Here is a 19,396-nt window from a genome sequence, read left to right as displayed (position 1 = left end):
CAGGGGCGTTGCGGTAGCTCTACGGCAGCGTGACGGCGCTGGCCGCCGTCACCGGCGCGCTGCATCGGGCCGCCGGTCGCTACCTTGAGGTCATCACGTGGTGCGCCCAGAACTTCGAGGCGATGGCCGACCCGGATCAGCGCCTGGGCGCGTCCCTGGGCTACGTTCGGCTCGGTGAGGCACCCGTCTGCCCCCGGCTGCGCCGCGCGGACGCTGCGCAGGCGGGGCGGTGCTCGTGGCTGTGCAGATCGGGCGGTGTTGGGGCGCTGCACAGGGGAGGTGCCCTGCGTGGTTGCAGTGTTTGGCGGGGCGGGCTCGGTGGTTGCGCAGGTCGGGCGGTGTTGGGGCGCTGCACAGGGGAGGTGCCCCGCGTGGTCGCAGTGCTTGGCGGGGGTGCTCGGTGGCTGCGCCTGGGGTCACTGCTGCTCTCCCCGCGCCGTCGTAGGGTTGTTACTTCCGCAGGTGGCCCCGGGACTCTTCGCCCCGGGCGGTCGCCGCTTGGTCGGCGGGGCCGCCGCGCCTCCGGCCGCTCCACACCCACGCGTGCGCCGCTACGGTCATCGGCCCCCGTGCAGGAGGAAGCGGGAAGCCGGCCACCTGGTCCGGGCGTGGCCGGTCGCCCGTCGCCCCGCGCAGGTGGAAGCGGGTCAGGGAGCGGCAGGTGGAAGCGGGTCAGGGGGCGAGGGTCGTGCGAACGGGGAGGGTGAAGCCTTCGGGGAGGGCGTCGGTGATGAGGCGCGTGACGGCGGACCAGGTGCAGACCCTGATCGGGGCGCTCAGCTCGAACTTGCGGGCGTCGCTCACCACGATGGTGTCGCGGGCGATGGAGATCAGGCGGCGTTTGGTCTCGGCCTCGTAAGGGGTGGCGCCGTACACGCCGGCCTCGTCGAGGGCGGTGGCGGCCAGGAACAGCGTGCGGACGCCCAGGTGTTCCAGCGCCGCGAGGGTCTCCGGGCCGCCGAAGGAGCGGGTGTCGCGGCTGTACTGGCCGCCGATGCCGATCAGGGTGATGTCCGGCCGGGGTGCGAGGGCGGCGATGGCCGGCAGCGAGTGGGTGACGACGGTGAGGTCGGCGTCGGCGGGGAGCAGTTTGGCGATCTCCAGCGTGGTCGTGCCCGAGTCGAGCGCCACCGTCGTGCCGGGCTCGATGTGGCGTACGGCTGCGGCGGCGATCGCGCGCTTGGCGTCGGCGGCCTGGATCGAGCGGTCGGAGAACGGCAGAGCCGTGGCGTCCGCCGGAGTGGCGCCGCCGCGCACGGCTCTGATCAGGCCGTCGCTCGCGAGGCGTTGCAGGTCGCGGCGGATGGTGTTGGGGGAGACGCCCAGCTCGTCCACCAGGTCGGCGGCCGAGACGTAGCCGTCGCGCGAGACGCGGCGCAGGATCGCGGCCCGTCTCCCGGGCGCGGACCCGTAACGCAGGCCAGGGTCGGGCTGCCGGTCCGCGGGCATGCCGGAAACGGAGGTCGGGACGCCCTGGGGGGCGGATGCGGTGGTGGGGACGACCTGGGGGGCGGATGCGGTGTCGGGGGCATTCTGGTCGCCGGGGCGGGTGGCGGGCATGTGGCCATGATGCACCATAAGTTGGCACTTTTCCGCCAACTTATGGATTTATAGTGACAACATGACGCCGAACGGGCTGCTGGCCGGGATCGATGTGGGCACCACCCACGTCAAGGTGGGCTTCTTCGACGGCCGGGGCGGCGAGGTGGCCTGCGTCCGGCGGAAGACGCCGTCCGACCTTCCCGCCCTCGTCAAGGTCGTGACGGACGCGCTCGGGGAGTGCGCGGAGCGGGCGGGACGCGGGCCGGAGGCGATCGGGATCGCCGGCATGGCCGAGACCGGCGTACCGCTCGACGCGGAGGGACGGCCGCTCACCCCGCTGATCTGGTGGAACGACCCGCGCGGCGCGGCGGAGATCGCCGAGCTGGGCCTGGACGACGCCACGCTCTACGCCGCCGCCGGCCGCTGGGCGGATGCCAAGGCACCGCTGGCGAAGTGGCTGTGGCTGCGCCGCCACGAGCCCGGGGTGCTGAAGGCCATGCGCTGGTGGGCGGGCGCGCCGGAGGCGGTGGCGTACGCGCTGACCGGAGTGCTGCGCACGAACGCGACGCTGGCCGCGCGCACCCTCGCCTACGACGTACGGACCGGCCGCTACGACGCGGACCTGATCGCCGAGGCAGGGCTGGACGGCGACCGGCTGCCGCCGGTGATCGGCGCGGCCGAGCCCGTCGGCGGGCTGGTCGTGGACGTGCCCGGCGTACGGCGCGGAGCGCCGGTGGTGATCGCCGGCCACGACCACGCGGTGGGGGCGTGGGCCGCCGGGGTACGGCGGCCGGGCGACGTGGCCGACTCGCTCGGCACCGCCGAAGCACTCATGGTGCCGGCGGAACGCGCACCCGACCCGCGTACCGGGATCGCGCTGGGCGTCACGGCGGACCCGGCGCTGGACGGCGAGCGTACGGTGCTCGTCGGCGGCCTGCCGACCAGCGGGGCCATGCTCGACTGGGCGCTGCGCCTGCTCGGCGGCAAGGGGTATGACGACCTGCCCGTCCTGCTCGACGGCGTGCGGCTGCCGACCGGCATCGTCGTGGAGCCGTACCTGAGGGGGAGAGTGGCGCCGGCGCCCGACCGGGGTCGGCGGGCGGTGCTGGCGGGGCTCGATGCCGCGCACGGGCCGGGCGAGCTGCTGGCCGCCGCCGTCGAGGGCACCTGCCTGCACGCGCGCTGGATGCTCGACGAGCTGGCCGCCGTGGCGGGAGCCGTCCCCGAACGGCTGGCCGTCTTCGGCGGGCAGGTCAGGATCCCGGCGTGGATGCGGGTGAAGGCCGCGGTCTCGCCGGTGCCGGTCGAGATCGTCCGCTGCCGCGACGCGGTCTGCGCGGGCGCCGCCCTCATCGCGGGCCGGGCGGGCGGCTCGCTCGCCGACGTACCGGTCCTGCCCCGCGAACGCCACTCCGACGAGCCCGGCCTGCGCGCCGCCTACCGCCCGCAGTACGAGACCTTCCTGTCCAGGGCCGCGCCATGACCCAGGACTCAGACCTTCCTGCCCGAGGCCGCGACATGACTTTCATGGCCAGAGCCCAGGACGCGACCTGCCCGGCCGAGCCCGCGGCGCGAACCGCCCGTACCAGCCGGAAGACCTACCCATCACCCGAACGGGAGCACGCATGACCACCGCCGACCAGCCCACCCTCGACCTGCTCGCCCGCCCATCGGGCGGGTTCGCCATGGTCGCCATGGACCAGCGCGAGAGCCTCAGGCAGATGTTCACCGCCGCGACGGGGCGGCGCGCCGGTGACGACGAGCTGCGGGAGTTCAAGCTGACGGTGGCGCGCGAGCTCGGCCCGTACGCCTCGGGCTTCCTCATCGACCAGGACTATGGGTTCGAGCAGGTGGCCGAAGCCGGCACGGTGTCCGGCGGGCTGATCGTGGCCGTGGACAGCCTTCAGCAGGACCCCGACGGGCCCGTCGAGGACACCGGCATCGACGACCGCGTGGACATGGAGGCGGCGCGCAAGCTGGGGGCGGTGGCGGCCAAACTGCTGCTCATCTGGCGGGACGACGACGAACGGGAGCGGCGGCTGGAGACGGCGGCCGAGTTCGTCCGGCGGTGCGCCGCGGCCGGGCTGCTGTCGGTGCTGGAAGGGGTGGCCAAGCCCGCCCGCGGCAAGGAGGCGGAGTTCGACGGGCCGGCCGCGATCAGGGAGGCGGCCCGGGAGCTGGCCGGGCTCCGTCCCGACCTGTACAAGGCGCAGGTTCCGCTCGGCGGCGCCGCGCCCGAGGAACGGCTGGTCGAGGAGTGCGCCGCGCTGGACGCGGTGATCCCCGTGCCCTGGGTGGTGCTGTCGCAGGGCGTGGAGCGGGACGACTTCCCGGCGGCGGTCCGCGCCGCGTGCCGCGCGGGCGCGTCCGGCATGCTCGCCGGGCGGGCCGTCTGGAGCGACCTGGTCGGCTCGGCGGACCTCGCCGCCGATCTGCGCACCACGTCGGTGCCGAGGCTGCAGCGGCTGGCCGCGATCGTGGACGAGCACGCCCGCCCCTGGACCGCCCGATGACCGGCACGCCGCGCCGGGAAGGCGCTCAGGACACCGTCGCGATGCTGCACACCGTGCCCGCGCTCGCCACCTCGCTCACCACCCTGGCCAAGGAGGTACGTCCCGGTGCCCGGGTGCTGAACTTCGTGGACGAGAGCCTGCTCCAGGACACCATCGCCGCCGGCGACCCGCCGCCCCACGTGCTGCGCCGCCTCATCGCCTACGCCACCTACGCCAAGGAGTCGGGCGCGGGCGTGCTGCTGGTGACGTGCTCGTCGATCGGGGAGGCGGCCGAGCGGGCCCGCCCGTACGCGGAGCTGCCCGTGCTGCGCATCGACGAGCCGATGGCGGACGAGGCGGTACGGGCGGGCGCCAGGATCGGCGTGCTGGCCACGCTGGCCTCCACGCTCGGCCCCACCACGCGGGCGGTCGAGCGGGCGGCGGCCCGCCGCGAGGTTGCGCGCGAGGTGGTGCCGCACCTGTGCGAGGGCGCGTTCGAGGCGCTGCGCGGCGGCGACGCGGCCCGTCATGACGCGCTGGTCCTCGAGGGCTTCGCGAAGCTCGCCGGGCAGGTGGACGTGGTGGTGCTGGCGCAGGCGTCGATGGCCCGCATCGTGGAGCAGGCGGGTGACGCCGGCGTGCCGGTGCTGTCGTCGCCGCGCTCCGGCGTGGCCCAGCTCGCCCGCCAGAACGGCTGACCACCGCTCCGGACGGTTCGGGTGGCCGCGCGTCCGGCGGGGCGGACGCCGGCCCGAGCCACCGCCCTGAGGCCCTCACGCAGGTGAGCCGCCGTGCCGCTCACCTGCGTCATCGGCAGGAGTGATCGGCTTCCGCGCCCTCCTGGGTCTTGCTTGTTGTGATTTGTCGGCTTTCAATGAGCCCCATACGGCAAGATCCAGGAGGGTCCAGATGCGTGGTTTACGGGCGTCCGCAGTCGCCCTGTTGATCGCCGCCACGGCGTTATCCGGGGCGGCGCCGTCCGTTCCCGCGGTCGCCGGGCCGGCAGATCCCGAGGCGGTCTCGCTGGTCACGCTGTCCGTGCCGGACCGGGCGGTCATGGAGCGGCTGGTGGCGTCCGGCGCCGACCTCACCGAACGCGTACGTCCCCAACCCGACGGCAGCGTCCAGGTGGACGCCGTCGTCACCCCGACCCAGCTTGCCGAGTTCCGCACGCTCGGCGCGGCCCCCGCCGGCGAGGCGAGCCCGGCCAGGACGCACAAGGACTCCCGGCCGGCGCAAGGCCGCGACCAGGTCGTGATCGAGCGGGCGGTCTGGTACAAGTCGCGCGACGGCTACTTCCTCTCCGTGGAGGCGTCGAGCAGCGCCGCACAGGCCGCCACGCTCACCGTCGAGTGGCGGGGCAAGCGCGGCACGGCGGGCAGGGCCGAGATGGTCGCGTACGTGGACGCGGGCGCGTACCTGGGCCACCAGTTCAGCACCCCGGTCCCGGCCGACCAGCAGCCGCAGAAGATCACCGTCACCTCGACCGGCGGCGGCAGGGCCGACGCGCGCGTGCGCGAGTGGCCGGACGGCGAGCGGCCCGGCAAGCACGGCCGCGGCTACCAGAAGGACTTCATCACCCAGTACATGCCGCCGGCCCAGCTCAACGAGCGCATCAAGACGCTGCACCGGCAGTTCCCCGAGCTCACCGACATCATCACGCTGCCGTACCGGACGAACGGCTACCGCCGCCACGCCCAGGCGCTCATCGGCACCGTCCCGGACAAGGCCATCGTGATCACCTCGAACGCCTACGGCTCCGAGGGCGGCAACGACCTGTCCGTCGAGCTGGTCGCCCCGGGCACGCCGGGCAGCCCGCTGCGGGTGTCGCTCGACGGCAAGCTCGTCACGGTCAGCCTGGCCACGAACGACGCGGGCGAGCCGGTCAGCACGGCGGCCGAGGTGGTCGCCGCGATCAACGCGACGCCGGGCCTGCCGCTGAAGGCGTCGCGCTACCGTACGGACCCGGGGGCCGGCGTCATGGCGCCCACGCCGCCCGTCCAGCTCGACGACTTCCTCAGCGCCCCCGCCGACGTCTCCAGGAAGCCCGCCGAGGTGCTGGCGCTGCGCATCGGCACCCGCCGCGACGGCTCGCGCACCGGCGTGCTCGCCTACGCGCAGGAGCACGCGCGCGAGTGGGTGACGCCGCTGGTCACGATCGAGGCGGCGGAGCGGCTGCTGCGCAACTACGCCGGGGACAAGGCGACCCGGCGGCTGCTGGAGCGTACGGACATCTTCATCGTGCCGACCGTCAACCCCGACGGCGCGAACTACAGCTTCTACGACTTCAACTCCCAGCGGAAGAACATGACGAACCACTGCCCGCCCGAGCAGTCCGATCCGGCGCTGCGCAACCAGTGGGGCGTGGACGTCAACCGCAACTACGCCGTCGGCTCCCATCACGACGGCTACTTCGGGGCCTCGGGCAACTGCCAGAGCGGCACGTACGCGGGCCCGGCCGAGCACTCCGAGCCGGAGAGCCGCAACGTCATCTGGCTGGCCGAGCGGTTCCGCAACATCAAGTTCGCCATGAACGTGCACAGCTACGGCGGCTACTTCATGTGGCCGCCCGGCGCGTACAAGGCGGACGGCCGCCTCACCCTGCCCAGGCCGACGCCGAAGGAGGAGAAGTTCTTCGAACGCTCGTCCGAGACGATACTCAAGGCCATCGCCGCCGAGCGCGGCACCGTGATCTGGCCGCAGCAGACCGGGCCGGTGACGGACGTGCTGTACTCGGCGGCCGGCAACTCGGCCGATGAGCTCTGGTACGACCACGGCATCTACGGCTGGGACTTCGAGGTCGGCGCCGACCTGTGGAACGCCGAGACGCGCAGCTGGCAGGGCGTGGGCTTCCAGCCGCCGTTCGAGGAGGGCCACGCCGAGGCGATGGAGTTCGCCGCCGGTCTGATCTCGCTCATCGGCATCGCCGCCGACTACCGCGAGCCGTAACACCGGGAATGACCACCGGGCGGCCGGGACCTCGCACCCGGCCGCCCGGCCGTATCGACATCCGCGACAACCCTTGCCAGCACCCCTCCGCCCCCCGCAACACCGTCGAGCCGGAACCCCGGAGGTTCTCCGTGCGCTCACCGGCCGCCCTGCTCGGCACCGCGGTCGCGACCCCCTGTTCACCGCACCCCAGCAGGTCTCACCCGCCGAGCCCGCGCAGCCCGCGCAGCCCGCCGTCCGCGACTCCGGCAACGGCCTCGAGCGCAACGAGATCGCGGCCGGCCTCCCCGAGCAGGCCAGGGGTCAGGCGGCGGTGATCAGCGGCAGGGACGAGGGCGGCGCGGCGGTCGTCATGTTCGGCACCGAGCCGATGTTCCGCAACCCCCCAAGGGCCTGTTCCCGCAGGTGGCGCGGGCCCGGTACTGGGCGTCATCGATCCACTCCGCAGCGGTCACAAGTCCATGATCTGCTAGTATTCCGGTACTCCATCCCTTCCGGCCGGAAATCACCTTAGGTTCCGGCCGGAAACTGCGTTCATGACCCTTTTCACCGTACGTCCCGTCATTCCCTCCGACCGGGCGGTCGTGGAACGCCTGTGGCTGATGTTCCGCCACGACATGTCCGAGTTCCAGGGCGGGCTGCCCCTTCCCGACGCCACCTTCCGCAGCGAGCGGCTCGAATCCGCCTTCACCGGCCCCGGCTGGGCGGCGTACCTGCTGAGCAGCGGCGACCGGCCCGCCGGGTTCGCGTTCGTGCGCGGCCTCGACGGGCCGGTCCGCGTGCTCAACAGCTTCTTCGTGGTGCGCGGCGCCCGCCGCTCCGGCCTCGGCCTGCGGGCCGTCAAGGAGGTCATCGCCCGGCACCCGGGCCGGTGGGAGATCGCCTTCCAGGACGCCAACGCCGGCGCGGTCGCGTTCTGGCGGCGCGTCGCCACCGAGCTGGCGGGCGACGCCTGGACCGAGGAGCACCGCCCCGTGCCCGGCAAGCCCGATGTCCCGCCGGACACGTGGATCTCGTTCGCGACCGCATGAGCGGATCCCCGCCCCCGGCAGCGGTAAGCCCGGGGGCGGGGGAGCGGTCAGCCGGCCGGGGCGTAACCGGCAGGCCGGGTGGTGAACGTGCCCCGCCCCTGCGTACGGCTGCGCAGCCGGGACGCGTACCCGAACACCTCGGCCAGCGGCACCACCGCCGTGATCACCACACTGCCGGCCCGCGCCTGCGAGCCGGACACGCGCCCGCGCCGGGCGGCGAGGTCGCCGAGCACCGCGCCCGCCATCGCGTCGGGCACCGTCACCGTCACCTCCACCACCGGCTCGAGCAGCACCATCTCGCAGGCCCGCAGCGCCTCGCGCAGACCGAGCCGGCCCGCCGCGCGGAAGGCCATCTCCGATGAGTCCTTCACGTGCGTGGCGCCGTCGGTCAGCGTCACCCGCAGCCCGGTCACCGGATGCCCGCCGAGCGGGCCGCTTTCCAGCGCGTCCCGGCAGCCGAGCTCGACCGCGCGCACGTACTCGCGCGGCACCCGCCCGCCGGTCACGGTCGACGCGAACGCGAAGCCCTCATCCAGCGGCTCCACGTCCAGCACGACGTGGGCGAACTGCCCGGCGCCGCCGTCCTGCTTGACGTGCCGGTAGAGCACCCCCGACACGCCGCGCACGACGGCCTCGCGGTAGGCGACCTTCGGCCGGCCGACCGCGACCTCCAGCCGGTGGTCGCGGCGCAGCTTCTCGGCCGCCACCTCCAGGTGCAGCTCGCCCATCCCGGACAGCACGGTCTGGCCGGTCTCGGGGTCGGTCCGTACCGACAGCGACGGGTCCTCCTCGGCGAGCCTGGCCAGCGCCGCCGCCAGCCGGTCGCTGTCGACGCTCTTGCGCGGCTCGACCGCCACCGACACCACCGGCTCGGTCGCGGCCGGCGGCTCCAGCAGCAGCGGGGCGTCCTGCGCGCACAGCGTCGTACCGGCGCGGGCCGCCTTCGGCCCGACGACCGCGACGATGTCGCCGGCCACCGCCACGTCCGTGTCGGCGTGCCGGTCGGCCTGCACGCGCAGGATCCGGCCGACGCGCTCGGTCTTGCCGGTCCCGGCGTCCAGCACCGTGTCGCCCTTGCGCAGCGTGCCCGAGTAGACGCGCAGGTACGTCAGCCGCCCCGACGCCGCGGAGGTCACCTTGAACACCAGCGCCGCCAGCGGCGCCTCCGGGTCGGCCGGCCGCTCCTCGCCCTCCTGGCCGCGCACGGCGGGCACGTCCAGCGGCGACGGCAGGTAGCGGACCACCGCGTCGAGCAGCGGCTCGATGCCCCGGTTCCGGTACGCCGAGCCGCACAGCACCACCACGCCCGCGCCCGTACGGGTCAGGTCGCGCAGCGCGGCCGTCAGCGTCTCCTGGGACAGGGACGGCTGGGCGCAGAACTCCTCCAGCGCGCCCGCATGCAGCTCGGCCACCGCCTCCTCCAGCAGCCGGCGCCGCCGCGTCGCCTCCTCCACCAGGTCGCCGGGCACCGGCCCGGTCTCGTAGGCGTCACCCGACCACACCAGCGCTCGCATGGCGATGAGATCCACCACGCCGGTGAAGCCGTCCTCACGGCCGATCGGGAGCTGCACGACCAGCGGCGCCGGGTGCAGCCGCTCGCGGATGGACTCCACGGCGGCGTCCAGGTCGGCGCCCGGCCGGTCCAGCTTGTTGATGAACGCGATGCGCGGCACGCCGTACCGATCGGCCCGCCGCCACACCGACTCGCTCTGCGGCTCGACCCCGGCCACGCCGTCGAAAACGGCGATCGCGCCGTCGAGCACCCGCAGGGAACGTTCCACCTCGTCGGAGAAGTCGACGTGGCCGGGCGTGTCGATGAGGTTGATCCGGTGGCCGTCCCAGGTGCAGCTCACCGCCGCCGCGAAGATCGTGATGCCGCGGTCGCGCTCCTGCGGGTCGAAGTCGGTGACGGTGGTGCCGTCGTGCACCTCACCGCGCTTGTACGTGGCGCCGGTGATGTACAGCATGCGCTCGGTGACGGTGGTCTTACCGGCGTCGACGTGCGCGAGGATGCCGAGGTTGCGGACGGTGGCCAGAGCGGAGGAAAGGTGAGCACGCAAGGTCCCATAGCCTTTCGGTGACGTTTCCGAACAGGACTGCGCGATTGGGCCCCGCGAAGGGGGTCTTCGTCAGGGCAGCAGCCGGCGCCGGCCGCGCAGCGGGCGCCGGGGCGACGAAGACACCTGGATCACCTCATGACGCGACGAGGGGATGACGACGGCGATGCGGTGGCGCATGGCCGGTCTCCCTTCTCTCGTCGCGTGATGATGCCGGTGGAAGAGTGTACTGATCTAGGAACGTCCGGCAACCAGTTTTTCCGGCTACTTTCGGCTTATCTGAAATATGCGGATAGTGATAATTGATGGCTCGTGAGGGTCATTTGGGCGTGCGCCGAGAATGCGGAAACCCCGCGTACGGCGGGGAATCCGCGCATGTCAGCGCCCTTCCGGCCCGATGAGAAGGCGTTTGATGCCGCGGAGTCGATGGTAGGGGCGTAGGTAGCAGGGGATGAGGAGATCGCCCCGCTATCGGAAGCCTTCATCGTGAAGGCGTGATAGGCGGTCTCCGCGGTCGCGAGACCGCCGGATCGGGGGAACCCAATGCGCAAGACCCTCACCGGGCTGGGCCTGGCGTTCTTTCTCACGCTGGCACCGGCATCCGCAGCACTGGCCGAGGTACCGGCCGGGCCGGTCGCACAGAGCCAGGTGACACCGGCACCGCAGGAGAACAGGGACGAAGGAGGCGGCAACGCCGGCCTGTGGGGCCTGCTGGGCCTCCTGGGTCTGATCGGCCTCGCCGGCATGCGCAAGCAGCGCAATCACGTCGGCAGCGCGGAGCACATCACGCACCGCGGCAACAGGCCGTAACCAGGCCGATCCCCGGCCGCCCTGCCGGGGTGACGTCCCGACGTGACACGGCTGCCGTAGCAGGTCGGCCGTGTCACACCGGAGCGTCTTCAGGGCTGTTCACATTCTTCACAGGGTCACGTGCCCGACGTGGAAGACGCCGTCAGGGTCGTAGGCCCGCTTGATCTCGCGCAGCCGCGCGTAATCGTCCTTCTCGTACGCGGCCGCCGTCCGCGACGGGTCGGCCATGAAGTTCAGGAATCCGCCGCCGCTGGCGTGCGGCCGCAGCTCATCGGCCAGTCCCGGCACCACCGTGTCGACGATCACCGACAGCCGCGTCGAGCGCCGCCCGACCGGCCCGGTGTCCGGACCCGTCCTGCCCAGCGCGCCGCCCCAATGGCGCACCTCCACCGTTCCCGCCTGCTCCGACGTCCGCAGCAGTACGCCGATCACCTCGTCGCCGACGGCGTCGAACAGGTCGAGATGCCGCACCGGCGTCCCGCCCATCGAGCTCTTGGCGAACGTGGTCGGGCGGATCTCGTCGAGCAGCGGCTCGCCCGCGGCCCGCCACAGCGGCGCGAGCAGGCGCCGGGCCTCGGCGGACGGGCCCGCGTACAGCACCTTGATCATCACCACGTGCCGCCCGCGCACCGCCGCGGGCGTGCCGTCGTCGTCCGGCATGCGCCGCAGCACCACCGCCGTGCTGATCTCGTCGGGCGCGTCCTCGATCCAGCGCCGGTAGGCCGCCAGCGTGTCCGCCGCCGCCTCGATCGGGAAGTACGCGAACCCCGAGCACACCTCCGCCACCGGATACAGCCGGAACTCCAGCGCGGTCACCACGCCGAACCCGCCACCGCCGCCCCGCAGCGCCCAGAACAGCTCAGGGTGGCCGTCCGCGCTCGCCGTCACGTGCCGCCCGTCGGCCAGCAGCACCTCGGCCCGCAGCACGCTGTCGGCAGCGAACCCGTACGCGCGGCCCAGCCAGCCGAGCCCGCCGCCCAGCGTGTAGCCGGTGACCCCGACCGACGGCGCGGAGCCCGACAGCGGCGCCAGCCCGAACGGCGCGGCCGCCGCCAGCACCTCGCCCCACCGCGCCCCAGGCCCCACCCGCGCGACCTCGCGCACCGGGTCCACCAGTACCGACGCCATGGGCGCGGTCTTGACCAGCACGCCGCCGTCGCAGGCGACGTGCGTGCCGTGACCGGTCGCCTGCACCGCGAACAGCAGGCCGTGGGCCCGCGCCGCCAGCAGCGCCGCCCGCAGGTCGCCGGCCCCGTACGCCTCGGCCACCACGGCCGGGCGGGCGTCGAGCGCCGGGTTCACCGCGCGGCGCTGCTCGTCGTAGCCCGGCTCGCCCGGCCGGTGCACGGGGCCGGTGAAGCCCGGAATGCTGATGTCGTCCCGGATGTCCTGAATGCGGTGCGGCTGGCTCATCTGTCGGCCCCTTCTCGGCTCGCGCTCCCGGGACCGCGCCTTTCGGGTCCCTTGTGAGCTTCAGAATCCGCCGTTTCGGCCGCCCGCGAATCGGTCGCCCGTCGCCGCCCCGGCTACGCCGGCGGGCGTAAACGCGGGGCTGGGGCGTACGCCATGAGGATCATATGGTTAGGTAAGGCTAAACTAATATCCAGTCCTCCAGGGCAAAGCCCGCGCAATGAGGAGCATCCATGTCCGCTGCCCCGCGCCGCACCCTCGCCGCCCTCGGCATAGCCGCACTCCTCGGCGCCAGCGCCTGCGCGGGGACCTCCGCCGTATCCTCCGCCGGGCCCTCCACCGGGTCCCCGGCCACCCCCTCCGCGTCCGGCGGCCGGACGCAGGGCGAATGGACCTGGACCGACGACCGCGGCAAGACCATCACCCTGCCTGAGCGGCCCGAGCGCATCGTGGCCCAGTCGGGCGCCGCGGCGGCGCTGTGGGACTTCGGCGTGCGGCCGGTCGGCGTCTTCGGCCCGCACAAGCTGAAGAACGGCGGCCGCGACCCCGAGGTGGGCGAGGTCGACATCGACACCGTCGAGTCGATCGGCAACGTGTGGGGCGAGTTCAACGTCGAGAAGTACGCCTCGCTCCAGCCCGACCTCCTGGTGGCCGGGATGTACCAGAAGAACACCCTCTGGTACGTGCCCGAGGAGTCACTCGACGCCATCGACCAGATCGCGCCCACGGTCGGCGTGCAGCTCAGCGGCAAGCCGCTGCCCGGCATCATCGAGCGGTACGGCGAGCTCGCCGCCGCGCTCGGCGCGGACCCTGACGCCCCCGCCGTGGCCGAGGCCAGGAAGCGGTTCGACGCGGCGAGCGCCGCGCTGAAGGAGCTCGCGGCCAAGCGGCCCGGCCTCACGGTGATGGTGGTCACCGCGACCCCGGACGCGCTGTACGTCGCGTACAAGCCGGACCACCCCGACATCGCCTACTGGAGCGAGCTCGGCCTGAACATCGTCTCCCCCGAGCGGCCGACCGAGAGCGAAGGCGGCTTCTGGGAGGTGCTGAGCTGGGAGAACGCCGACAAGTACAAAGCCGACGTGATCCTCGTCGACGCCCGCGCCCAGTCGATGAAGGCCGAGGAGATGGCCAAGAAGCCGACCTGGGCCGACCTGCCCGCCGTCAAGGCCGGCCAGGTCTACCCGTGGCACGCGGCCGAGCGCTACAGCCACCTCGGCTACGCCAAGGTGATGGAAGAGCTGGTGGCCGAGCTGGACAAGGCCCGCGACGACGTCGTCTCCTGACCGCGGTTCTCACGTCACCGGGACGATGACCGCCGTTCTCAGGTCACCGGGACGATCTCCGCGCGCACCAGCGCGCCGTCCTCGATCGTGAGCAGCCCCAGCGTGCCGTGCGGCTGGCGGCGGCGGTCGGTGGGGGAGCCGGGATTGAAGATCCGCAGGCCGTCGCCCGACTCGTCCAGCGGGATGTGCGAGTGACCGAAGACGACCAGGCCGGCGTCCGGGAAGCGGCGCCGCATCCTCGCCGTCCTGCCCTTGGCCGGGCCGCTGTCGTGGATCATGCCGACCCGCAGCCCGTCCAGCGTCAGCTCCAGCGTCTCGGGCGCGTCCACGTCGGGGCCGTCGTTGTTGCCCTTGACGACGTGCACCGGCGCGTACGCCGCCAGCTCCTCCAGCACCGACGGCACGCACACGTCGCCCGCGTGCAGGATGACGTCCGCGCCGCGCAGGTGCTCGGCCACGCGCGGCGGGCACGAGCGCCAGCGCCTGGGCGCATGCGTGTCGGACAGCGCGACCACCTTCACGCCGTCACCCCTGCCCGCCGCACCGCACGCCTCACTCCAGCGCCGCCGCCCGTTCCTCCAGGTAACGCTGCTCGGGCAGGCTCGTGGTCAGCCGCGCCGCCTCGCGGTACGCCGCCACCGCCTCCGCCGTGTCGCCCGCCAGCTCCAGCAGGTGCGCCCGGACGGCCACCCGCCGGTGGTGCCGCGCCATGCGCCCGTCGGCGGCCAGCTCGTCGAGCAGCGCGAGCCCGGCGCGCGGCCCGCGCACCATGGCCACGGCCACCGCGTGGTTGAGCCGGACCACCGGGTTGTCCTCGATGCCGAGCAGCATCTCGTACAGGGCCAGGATCTGCGGCCAGTCGGTCTCATCCGCCGTCGCCGCCTCGTCGTGCACCGCCGCGATGGCCGCCTGCAACTGGTACGGCCCCACCGGCGACGTCGCCAGCGCCTTGCTCACCAGCTCCACGCCCTCCTGGATGAGCGCGCGATCCCACAGGCCGCGGTCCTGCTCGGCCAGCGGGATCAGCCGCCCGTCACCGTCGGTGCGGGCCGGCCTGCGGGCCTCGGTGAGCAGCATCAGCGCAAGCAGCCCGGCCACCTCGCCGTCGCCGGGCAGCAGCCGGTGCACCGCCCTGGCCAGCCGGATCGCCTCGGCCGTCAGATCGGTCCTGAGCAGCTCGGGGCCCGAGGTCGCGGTGTAGCCCTCGTTGAAGATCAGGTAGAGGACGTGGAGCACGACCCGCAGCCGCTCGGCCCGCTCGCTCTCCGGCGGCATCGCGAACTCCAGGCCGCTCGCCTTGATGCGCTGCTTGGCCCGGCTGATGCGCTGCGCCATCGTCGCCTCCGGCACCAGGAACGCGCTTGCGATCTGCGCCGTCGTCAGGCCGCCCACCGCCCGCAACGTCAGCGCGAGCTGCGACGGCGCCGACAGCGACGGATGGCAGCACAGGAACAGCAGGGTCAGCGTGTCGTCGGAGTCGCCCGGCCGCTCCTCGCCCGGCGGCGCGGCCACGTGGGCATCGGCGGGGACGCTGACCGCCACGCTCTCCTCCCTGCGGCGGCGCGCGTTCTCGCTGCGGATGTGGTCGATGACCCGCCTCGATGCCACGGTCGTCAGCCAGGCCCGCGGGTTGTCCGGCACCCCCTGCTCCGGCCACTGCACGGAGGCGTCGAGCAGGGCCTCCTGCACCGCGTCCTCGCAGGTGTCGAACTGCTCGTAGCGGCGCACGAGCGTGCCCAGGACCTGCGGGGCCAGCTCGCGCAGCAGCGCCTCGACCTCGCTCACGCCCTCACCTCGCACGTCCCGCCTTCCACCTGGCCATCGTAGGGGCGGTACGGCGTCCCGCGCCGATTTCCGGTGGCGCGCGCATGACCGCCGGGAGATGTCCTGACGTGCTGACTATGCTCGGCGGAATGCAGCACACAGACCATGACAGGCCCGACCTGAACGGCCGTGACCTGGACGGCCCCGACCTGGACGGCCCCGACCTGGACGGGATCGCGCGGCGGCTGCTGGAGGTGCCCGGAGTGGTGGCGGTGGCGCTGGGCGGCAGCCGCGCCCGCGGCACCCACCGCCCCGACTCCGACATCGACCTCGGCCTCTACTACCGGGGCCGGCTCGCCGTCGACGAGCTGCGCGCGCTCGCACGCGAGATCACCGGCGCCGACACCGACGTGACCGAGCCGGGCGGCTGGGGGCCGTGGGTGAACGGCGGCGGCTGGCTCGTCGTGGACGGCTGGCACGTGGACTGGATCTACCGCGACCTCGACCGGGTACAGCGGATCTGGCGCGACTGCCGGGCCGGCCGCTACGAGGTCGGCTTCCAGGTGGGTCATCCGCTCGGCTTCTACTCGCACGCGTACGCGGGTGAGGTGGCCCTGTGCCGGGTGCTCGCCGATCCCGGGGGAGAGCTGACCGCGCTGCGCGCCGAGGCCGTCCACTACCCGCCCGCCCTGCGCGACGCGCTCATCCAGGGACTGTGGGAGTGCGACTTCGCCCTGACGATCGCCACGTACGGCATGCTGGGCAACGACCCCTCGTACGCGGCGGCCACCCTGTTCCGCGCCATCGGCGTGGCCTGCCAGGCGCTGCACGCGGCCGAAGGCGTCTGGCTGATCAACGAGAAGGGCATGATCGCCTCCGCCGCCCGGCTGCCGTCGGCTCCCGAACGCTTCGCCGAGCGCGCCCAGGCGCTCCTGGCCAACGTGGGCGGCACTCCCGAGGAGATCGGCCGCACCCTCGAAGACGCCAACGCCCTCATCGCCGACGTACGCGCCGCCTGCGGAGCCACCGGCTAAACATCAGATGTCTGACACGCTGATAACTTGGGCTCCGGATGTGAAGCGATGAAGGGAGAGACGTGGTGACGCAAGCGTCCACGACGGACGGCGCGAAAGCGGTCACGGACGGTGAGGTGGCACGATGACGGTCGTCTCCCGCCCCGCCGACAGCGGGCCCGTGCTGCGGGCCGGAGAGGTCGCGTTCATCCGTGACGGCCGTCACCTGCTGAGCGACATCTCGCTCACCGTGCACCCCGGCGAGCACTGGGCGCTGCTCGGCGCGAACGGCGCGGGCAAGAGCACGCTCCTCGCCCTGCTGGGCGCGGTCAACCATCCGAGCCGGGGCGTGGTCGAGGTGCTCGGCCGCAGGCTGGGCCGGGTGGACGTCCGTGAGCTGCGCTCCTACCTCGGTCACGTCAACCCTCGCCACACCCCCGACGGGCCCATGCGGGTGCGCGAGGTCGTGCTGACCGGGCTGACCAACACCGCCGCGCTCGTGCCCCGCTGGCAGCCAACCGAGCAGGAGGCGGAACGCGCCGACCGGCTCCTCGCCATGCTCGGCATGAGCGCCAAGGCCGGCGACCGGTGGCCCACCCTGTCGCAGGGCGAGCGCGGCCGTACGCTGATCGCCCGCGCCCTCATGCCGCAGCCCCGCCTGCTGCTCCTCGACGAGCCCGCCACCGGGCTCGACCTGGCCGCCCGCGAGCAGCTCCTGGCCGGCATCGACGCCTTGCGCGCCCGGCACCCCTCGCTGGCCACCGTCCTCGTGACCCACCACCTGGAGGAGCTGCCCGCCACCACCACGCACGCCATGCTGCTGCGTGACGGCCGCTGCCTGGCGAGCGGCCCGGTCGGCGACGTCCTCACCAGCGAGCTGGTGAGCGCCTGCTTCGACCACCCGGTACGCCTCGTGCGCGGCGACGACGGCCGCTGGGCCGCCCGCGCCGCCCGCGTCCCGGTCACCGTGCCCGGCGAGCCCGTCCCCGCCGCCTGACGCTTTCGGCGGATGGCGGAACGTACCTGTCCGCCTCGTCTCCAAGGCCGGCCGGAACCGGCTCGCCGCCCAGGCCGGCCGCGACGACCGGAGAGTGGCGGATAGTCGAACGCGCGTGCCGCCTGCCCGCCGTGCGGGTCGGTAAGAAGTACCGCATCGCCGAGGATGACCTGGCCGCCTTCGCCGGGCTGCCCGCCGAACGGCCGCTGAGCCCGCGCCGCGCCGAGGCGACCAGCGTCGTCCAGGTGGACGGCATCGACCGGGCCGGCATGGACCGGATCGGCACGATGGTCCTCGGCGCGCTGTCGGCCGAGCGGAGCGGGCTGCGCGTCGAGTTCGCCTACGACGAGGAGCGCGCGCAGCTTAAGATCATCGTGCTCGGCGGGCTGGAGGAGACCGCCCAGGTCCTGCGGATCGTCGACGCTCTCGTACGGCCATGAGCACCCCAGGGGGAACCCGATGCCCGGCGTCCACTGGTACGACCCCCAAGCCGCGCCGTTGAACGAGGCTCGCGACGTGATCGACCTCATCGGCGAGGCGTGGTCGAGCGGCGCCGCGTGGGTGGCCGTACCCGCCGACCGGCTGCCCGGCGGCTTCTTCACGCTCAGCACCGGCGTGGCCGGCGAGATCGCGCAGAAGTTCGTCAACTACGGCGTCGGCCTGTCGATCGTCGGCGACGTCTCCGGCCACATGGCGGCGAGCTCGGCGCTGCGCGCCTGGGTGCTGGAGTGCAACAGGGGCCGCCACATCTGGTTCGTCCGCGACGGTGATGAGCTGACCGCCCGCCTGGCGGGCGCGTCCACCTGAACCCCGGAGGCGTCACGTGGAAGGTGGCGCGGCCTGGCCGCCGTTCCCGTTCTGGGCGGCTCGGGCGGCCGCCGCCTCGATGCCGTCGAGCAGCACGGCAAGCCCGACCGAGAACGTCTCGCTCACCCGATGCTCCAGGTACGGCTCGTCGCCGCCGGGCTCGGAGTCGTCCGACTCCACCCACCGGACCAGCGGGAACCGGTCGGCGAAGCCCGGCGCGACCTCGTCGAGCAGCGACGCGCGCGCCTGCCACCACTCCTCATCGGACACCCCGGTCGCCGAAGGGACCTGGCGCGACTCGGCGACCGTCGTGGCGGCGCCCCTGACGAAGTCGAACAGCAGCGCCACCATCCCGCGCACCCGGCGCGGGCCGAGCCCGGTGCCGCGCAGGATCGCGACCAGGCTCTCCAGCATCGCGAACTCGTTGGGCCCCAGCACGGGACGCGCCTGCGACACCTGCAACGTCCAGGGGTGGCGCAGGTAGAAGGCGAGCGTCTGCTCGGCCCACGCCGTCAGCGCCGACCGCCAGCCGCCGCTCAGGTCGTACTCGGCGGGCAGCTCGGCCAGGGCGCGGTCGTACATGAGGTCGATCAGCTCGCCCTTGCCCGGCACGTACGTGTAGAGCGCCATGCCGGTGCGGCCCAGCCGCTCGCCCACCCTGCGCATGGACAGCGCCGCCATGCCCTCTGAGTCGGCCACCTCGATCGCGGCGTCCACGATCGCGTCGACGCTCAGCCCCGGTTTGGGCCCAGGCCGCGCCTCATTCGGCTCGCCGCTGCGCCACAGCAGCGCCATCGACCGTCGCGCGTCACCCTGACCGGCGTAGACGACCAAGCCGAACTCCCCGGAACCGACAACTCCTTACGGCATAAGATATCAGCGGCCCGGTCACCGGCCGTCACGCTCAGACGCCAGAGGTGATCTTGAGGAGGGCGACGCCGCCGATGATGGCGACGAACGAGCCGAGCTTGACCGGGGTGATCTTCTCCTTGTAGATGAGCGCGCCGAGCACGACCGTGCCGATGGAACCGATACCGGTCCAGACGGTGTAGCCGACGCCGACGTCCAGCGTCTTGAGCGCCAGGCTGAGCGTGAAGATGCCGCCGGCGGCGGCCAGCAGCGTGAAGACCGACGGCCAGAGCCGGGTGAAGCCCTTGGTGGCGTTGGTGCCGAGGGCGAAGGCGATCTCGAAGACGATCGCGATGGACAGGTAGATCCAGGCCATGATCAAGCTCCTT

Annotated in this window: 18 protein-coding genes; 11 read left to right on the top strand and 7 right to left on the bottom strand. The window is 73.1% G+C overall.

Annotated elements, in window-relative coordinates; all coding sequences use genetic code 11:
- Positions 1 to 672: 672 nt before the first annotated feature.
- On the bottom strand, positions 673 to 1,560 hold the full coding sequence (locus AB0K67_RS04340; protein WP_364052645.1) for a DeoR/GlpR family DNA-binding transcription regulator: 888 nt from the start codon (positions 1,558 to 1,560) through the stop codon (positions 673 to 675).
- Positions 1,561 to 1,621: 61 nt separating this feature from the next.
- On the opposite strand from AB0K67_RS04340, the gene AB0K67_RS04335 reads away from it, so the two are divergent.
- From AB0K67_RS04335 to AB0K67_RS04315, 5 genes are all read left to right on the top strand, one after another.
- The gene (locus AB0K67_RS04335) at positions 1,622 to 3,025 is read left to right on the top strand and encodes an FGGY family carbohydrate kinase (protein WP_364052642.1); all 1,404 of its coding nucleotides are present in this window, start codon (positions 1,622 to 1,624) and stop codon (positions 3,023 to 3,025) included.
- Positions 3,026 to 3,167: 142 nt separating this feature from the next.
- Entirely contained in the window at positions 3,168 to 4,055 is an 888-nt protein-coding gene (locus AB0K67_RS04330; RefSeq protein WP_364052639.1) for a hypothetical protein, read from the top strand.
- A complete protein-coding gene (locus tag AB0K67_RS04325; protein WP_364052636.1) occupies positions 4,052 to 4,732 on the top strand; it encodes an aspartate/glutamate racemase family protein in 681 nt (226 codons plus the stop codon). Before AB0K67_RS04330 ends, AB0K67_RS04325 begins: the two co-directional genes overlap by 4 nt.
- A gap of 211 nt (positions 4,733 to 4,943) precedes the next feature.
- On the top strand, positions 4,944 to 6,983 hold the full coding sequence (locus AB0K67_RS04320) for a M14 family zinc carboxypeptidase (RefSeq protein ID WP_364052633.1): 2,040 nt from the start codon (positions 4,944 to 4,946) through the stop codon (positions 6,981 to 6,983).
- A 536-nt stretch (positions 6,984 to 7,519) separates the two neighbouring features.
- Positions 7,520 to 8,014, top strand: coding sequence for a GNAT family N-acetyltransferase (locus AB0K67_RS04315; protein ID WP_364052630.1), 495 nt, complete (start codon positions 7,520 to 7,522; stop codon positions 8,012 to 8,014).
- 47 nt (positions 8,015 to 8,061) lie between these two features.
- Here AB0K67_RS04315 and fusA read toward each other — a convergent pair whose 3' ends face one another.
- Positions 8,062 to 10,074: an elongation factor G gene (gene fusA, locus AB0K67_RS04310; RefSeq protein WP_364052627.1), complete on the bottom strand. Its 2,013-nt coding sequence runs from the start codon at positions 10,072 to 10,074 to the stop codon at positions 8,062 to 8,064.
- A 540-nt stretch (positions 10,075 to 10,614) separates the two neighbouring features.
- On the opposite strand from fusA, the gene AB0K67_RS04305 reads away from it, so the two are divergent.
- The gene (locus tag AB0K67_RS04305) at positions 10,615 to 10,881 is read left to right on the top strand and encodes a WGxxGxxG family protein (RefSeq protein WP_364052624.1); all 267 of its coding nucleotides are present in this window, start codon (positions 10,615 to 10,617) and stop codon (positions 10,879 to 10,881) included.
- Between the two features lie 108 nt (positions 10,882 to 10,989).
- Here the strand turns inward: AB0K67_RS04305 and AB0K67_RS04300 are convergent, their stop codons facing one another.
- A complete protein-coding gene (locus AB0K67_RS04300) occupies positions 10,990 to 12,294 on the bottom strand; it encodes an FAD-binding protein (protein WP_364052621.1) in 1,305 nt (434 codons plus the stop codon).
- Positions 12,295 to 12,524: 230 nt separating this feature from the next.
- On the opposite strand from AB0K67_RS04300, the gene AB0K67_RS04295 reads away from it, so the two are divergent.
- On the top strand, positions 12,525 to 13,577 hold the full coding sequence (locus AB0K67_RS04295) for an ABC transporter substrate-binding protein (protein ID WP_364052618.1): 1,053 nt from the start codon (positions 12,525 to 12,527) through the stop codon (positions 13,575 to 13,577).
- Between the two features lie 38 nt (positions 13,578 to 13,615).
- Here AB0K67_RS04295 and AB0K67_RS04290 read toward each other — a convergent pair whose 3' ends face one another.
- The gene (locus AB0K67_RS04290; protein WP_364052615.1) at positions 13,616 to 14,098 is read right to left on the bottom strand and encodes a metallophosphoesterase family protein; all 483 of its coding nucleotides are present in this window, start codon (positions 14,096 to 14,098) and stop codon (positions 13,616 to 13,618) included.
- A 31-nt stretch (positions 14,099 to 14,129) separates the two neighbouring features.
- Positions 14,130 to 15,362 carry a sigma-70 family RNA polymerase sigma factor gene (locus AB0K67_RS04285; protein WP_364052612.1) on the bottom strand — a complete coding sequence of 411 codons (1,233 nt, stop codon included), beginning with the start codon at positions 15,360 to 15,362 and terminating at the stop codon, positions 14,130 to 14,132.
- Positions 15,363 to 15,490: 128 nt separating this feature from the next.
- On the opposite strand from AB0K67_RS04285, the gene AB0K67_RS04280 reads away from it, so the two are divergent.
- From AB0K67_RS04280 to AB0K67_RS04265, 4 genes are all read left to right on the top strand, one after another.
- Positions 15,491 to 16,375: a nucleotidyltransferase domain-containing protein gene (locus AB0K67_RS04280; RefSeq protein WP_364052609.1), complete on the top strand. Its 885-nt coding sequence runs from the start codon at positions 15,491 to 15,493 to the stop codon at positions 16,373 to 16,375.
- A 124-nt stretch (positions 16,376 to 16,499) separates the two neighbouring features.
- On the top strand, positions 16,500 to 17,351 hold the full coding sequence (locus AB0K67_RS04275) for an ATP-binding cassette domain-containing protein (protein WP_364052606.1): 852 nt from the start codon (positions 16,500 to 16,502) through the stop codon (positions 17,349 to 17,351).
- 131 nt (positions 17,352 to 17,482) lie between these two features.
- Positions 17,483 to 17,791 (top strand): DNA-binding protein, encoded by a 309-nt coding sequence (locus AB0K67_RS04270; RefSeq protein WP_364052603.1) that lies wholly within the window; start codon positions 17,483 to 17,485, stop codon positions 17,789 to 17,791.
- A 19-nt stretch (positions 17,792 to 17,810) separates the two neighbouring features.
- Entirely contained in the window at positions 17,811 to 18,158 is a 348-nt protein-coding gene (locus tag AB0K67_RS04265; protein ID WP_364052600.1) for a DUF4180 domain-containing protein, read from the top strand.
- Between the two features lie 12 nt (positions 18,159 to 18,170).
- Here the strand turns inward: AB0K67_RS04265 and AB0K67_RS04260 are convergent, their stop codons facing one another.
- Entirely contained in the window at positions 18,171 to 18,992 is an 822-nt protein-coding gene (locus tag AB0K67_RS04260) for a TetR/AcrR family transcriptional regulator (RefSeq protein ID WP_364052597.1), read from the bottom strand.
- A 70-nt stretch (positions 18,993 to 19,062) separates the two neighbouring features.
- The gene (locus AB0K67_RS04255) at positions 19,063 to 19,383 is read right to left on the bottom strand and encodes a multidrug efflux SMR transporter (RefSeq protein WP_364052594.1); all 321 of its coding nucleotides are present in this window, start codon (positions 19,381 to 19,383) and stop codon (positions 19,063 to 19,065) included.
- Between the last annotated feature and the right edge of the window lie 13 nt (positions 19,384 to 19,396).

Source organism: Nonomuraea sp. NPDC052634, from assembly GCF_040678535.1.
Lineage (GTDB): Bacteria > Actinomycetota > Actinomycetes > Streptosporangiales > Streptosporangiaceae > Nonomuraea > Nonomuraea fastidiosa.
The sequence above is the reverse complement of the archived record's forward strand: the minus strand, read 5'-3'. Positions and strand labels throughout refer to the sequence as shown.

What these genes read in the sequence shown, in the direction of transcription:
- AB0K67_RS04340 (WP_364052645.1), bottom strand. Translation starts at nt 1,560, where the DNA reads ATGCCCGCCACCCGCCCCGGCGACCAGAATGCCCCCGACACCGCATCC.
- AB0K67_RS04335 (WP_364052642.1), top strand. Translation starts at nt 1,622, where the DNA reads ATGACGCCGAACGGGCTGCTGGCCGGGATCGATGTGGGCACCACCCAC.
- AB0K67_RS04330 (WP_364052639.1), top strand. Translation starts at nt 3,168, where the DNA reads ATGACCACCGCCGACCAGCCCACCCTCGACCTGCTCGCCCGCCCATCG.
- AB0K67_RS04325 (WP_364052636.1), top strand. Translation starts at nt 4,052, where the DNA reads ATGACCGGCACGCCGCGCCGGGAAGGCGCTCAGGACACCGTCGCGATG.
- AB0K67_RS04320 (WP_364052633.1), top strand. Translation starts at nt 4,944, where the DNA reads ATGCGTGGTTTACGGGCGTCCGCAGTCGCCCTGTTGATCGCCGCCACG.
- AB0K67_RS04315 (WP_364052630.1), top strand. Translation starts at nt 7,520, where the DNA reads ATGACCCTTTTCACCGTACGTCCCGTCATTCCCTCCGACCGGGCGGTC.
- AB0K67_RS04305 (WP_364052624.1), top strand. Translation starts at nt 10,615, where the DNA reads ATGCGCAAGACCCTCACCGGGCTGGGCCTGGCGTTCTTTCTCACGCTG.
- AB0K67_RS04300 (WP_364052621.1), bottom strand. Translation starts at nt 12,294, where the DNA reads ATGAGCCAGCCGCACCGCATTCAGGACATCCGGGACGACATCAGCATT.
- AB0K67_RS04295 (WP_364052618.1), top strand. Translation starts at nt 12,525, where the DNA reads ATGTCCGCTGCCCCGCGCCGCACCCTCGCCGCCCTCGGCATAGCCGCA.
- AB0K67_RS04280 (WP_364052609.1), top strand. Translation starts at nt 15,491, where the DNA reads ATGCAGCACACAGACCATGACAGGCCCGACCTGAACGGCCGTGACCTG.
- AB0K67_RS04275 (WP_364052606.1), top strand. Translation starts at nt 16,500, where the DNA reads ATGACGGTCGTCTCCCGCCCCGCCGACAGCGGGCCCGTGCTGCGGGCC.
- AB0K67_RS04265 (WP_364052600.1), top strand. Translation starts at nt 17,811, where the DNA reads ATGCCCGGCGTCCACTGGTACGACCCCCAAGCCGCGCCGTTGAACGAG.
- AB0K67_RS04255 (WP_364052594.1), bottom strand. Translation starts at nt 19,383, where the DNA reads ATGGCCTGGATCTACCTGTCCATCGCGATCGTCTTCGAGATCGCCTTC.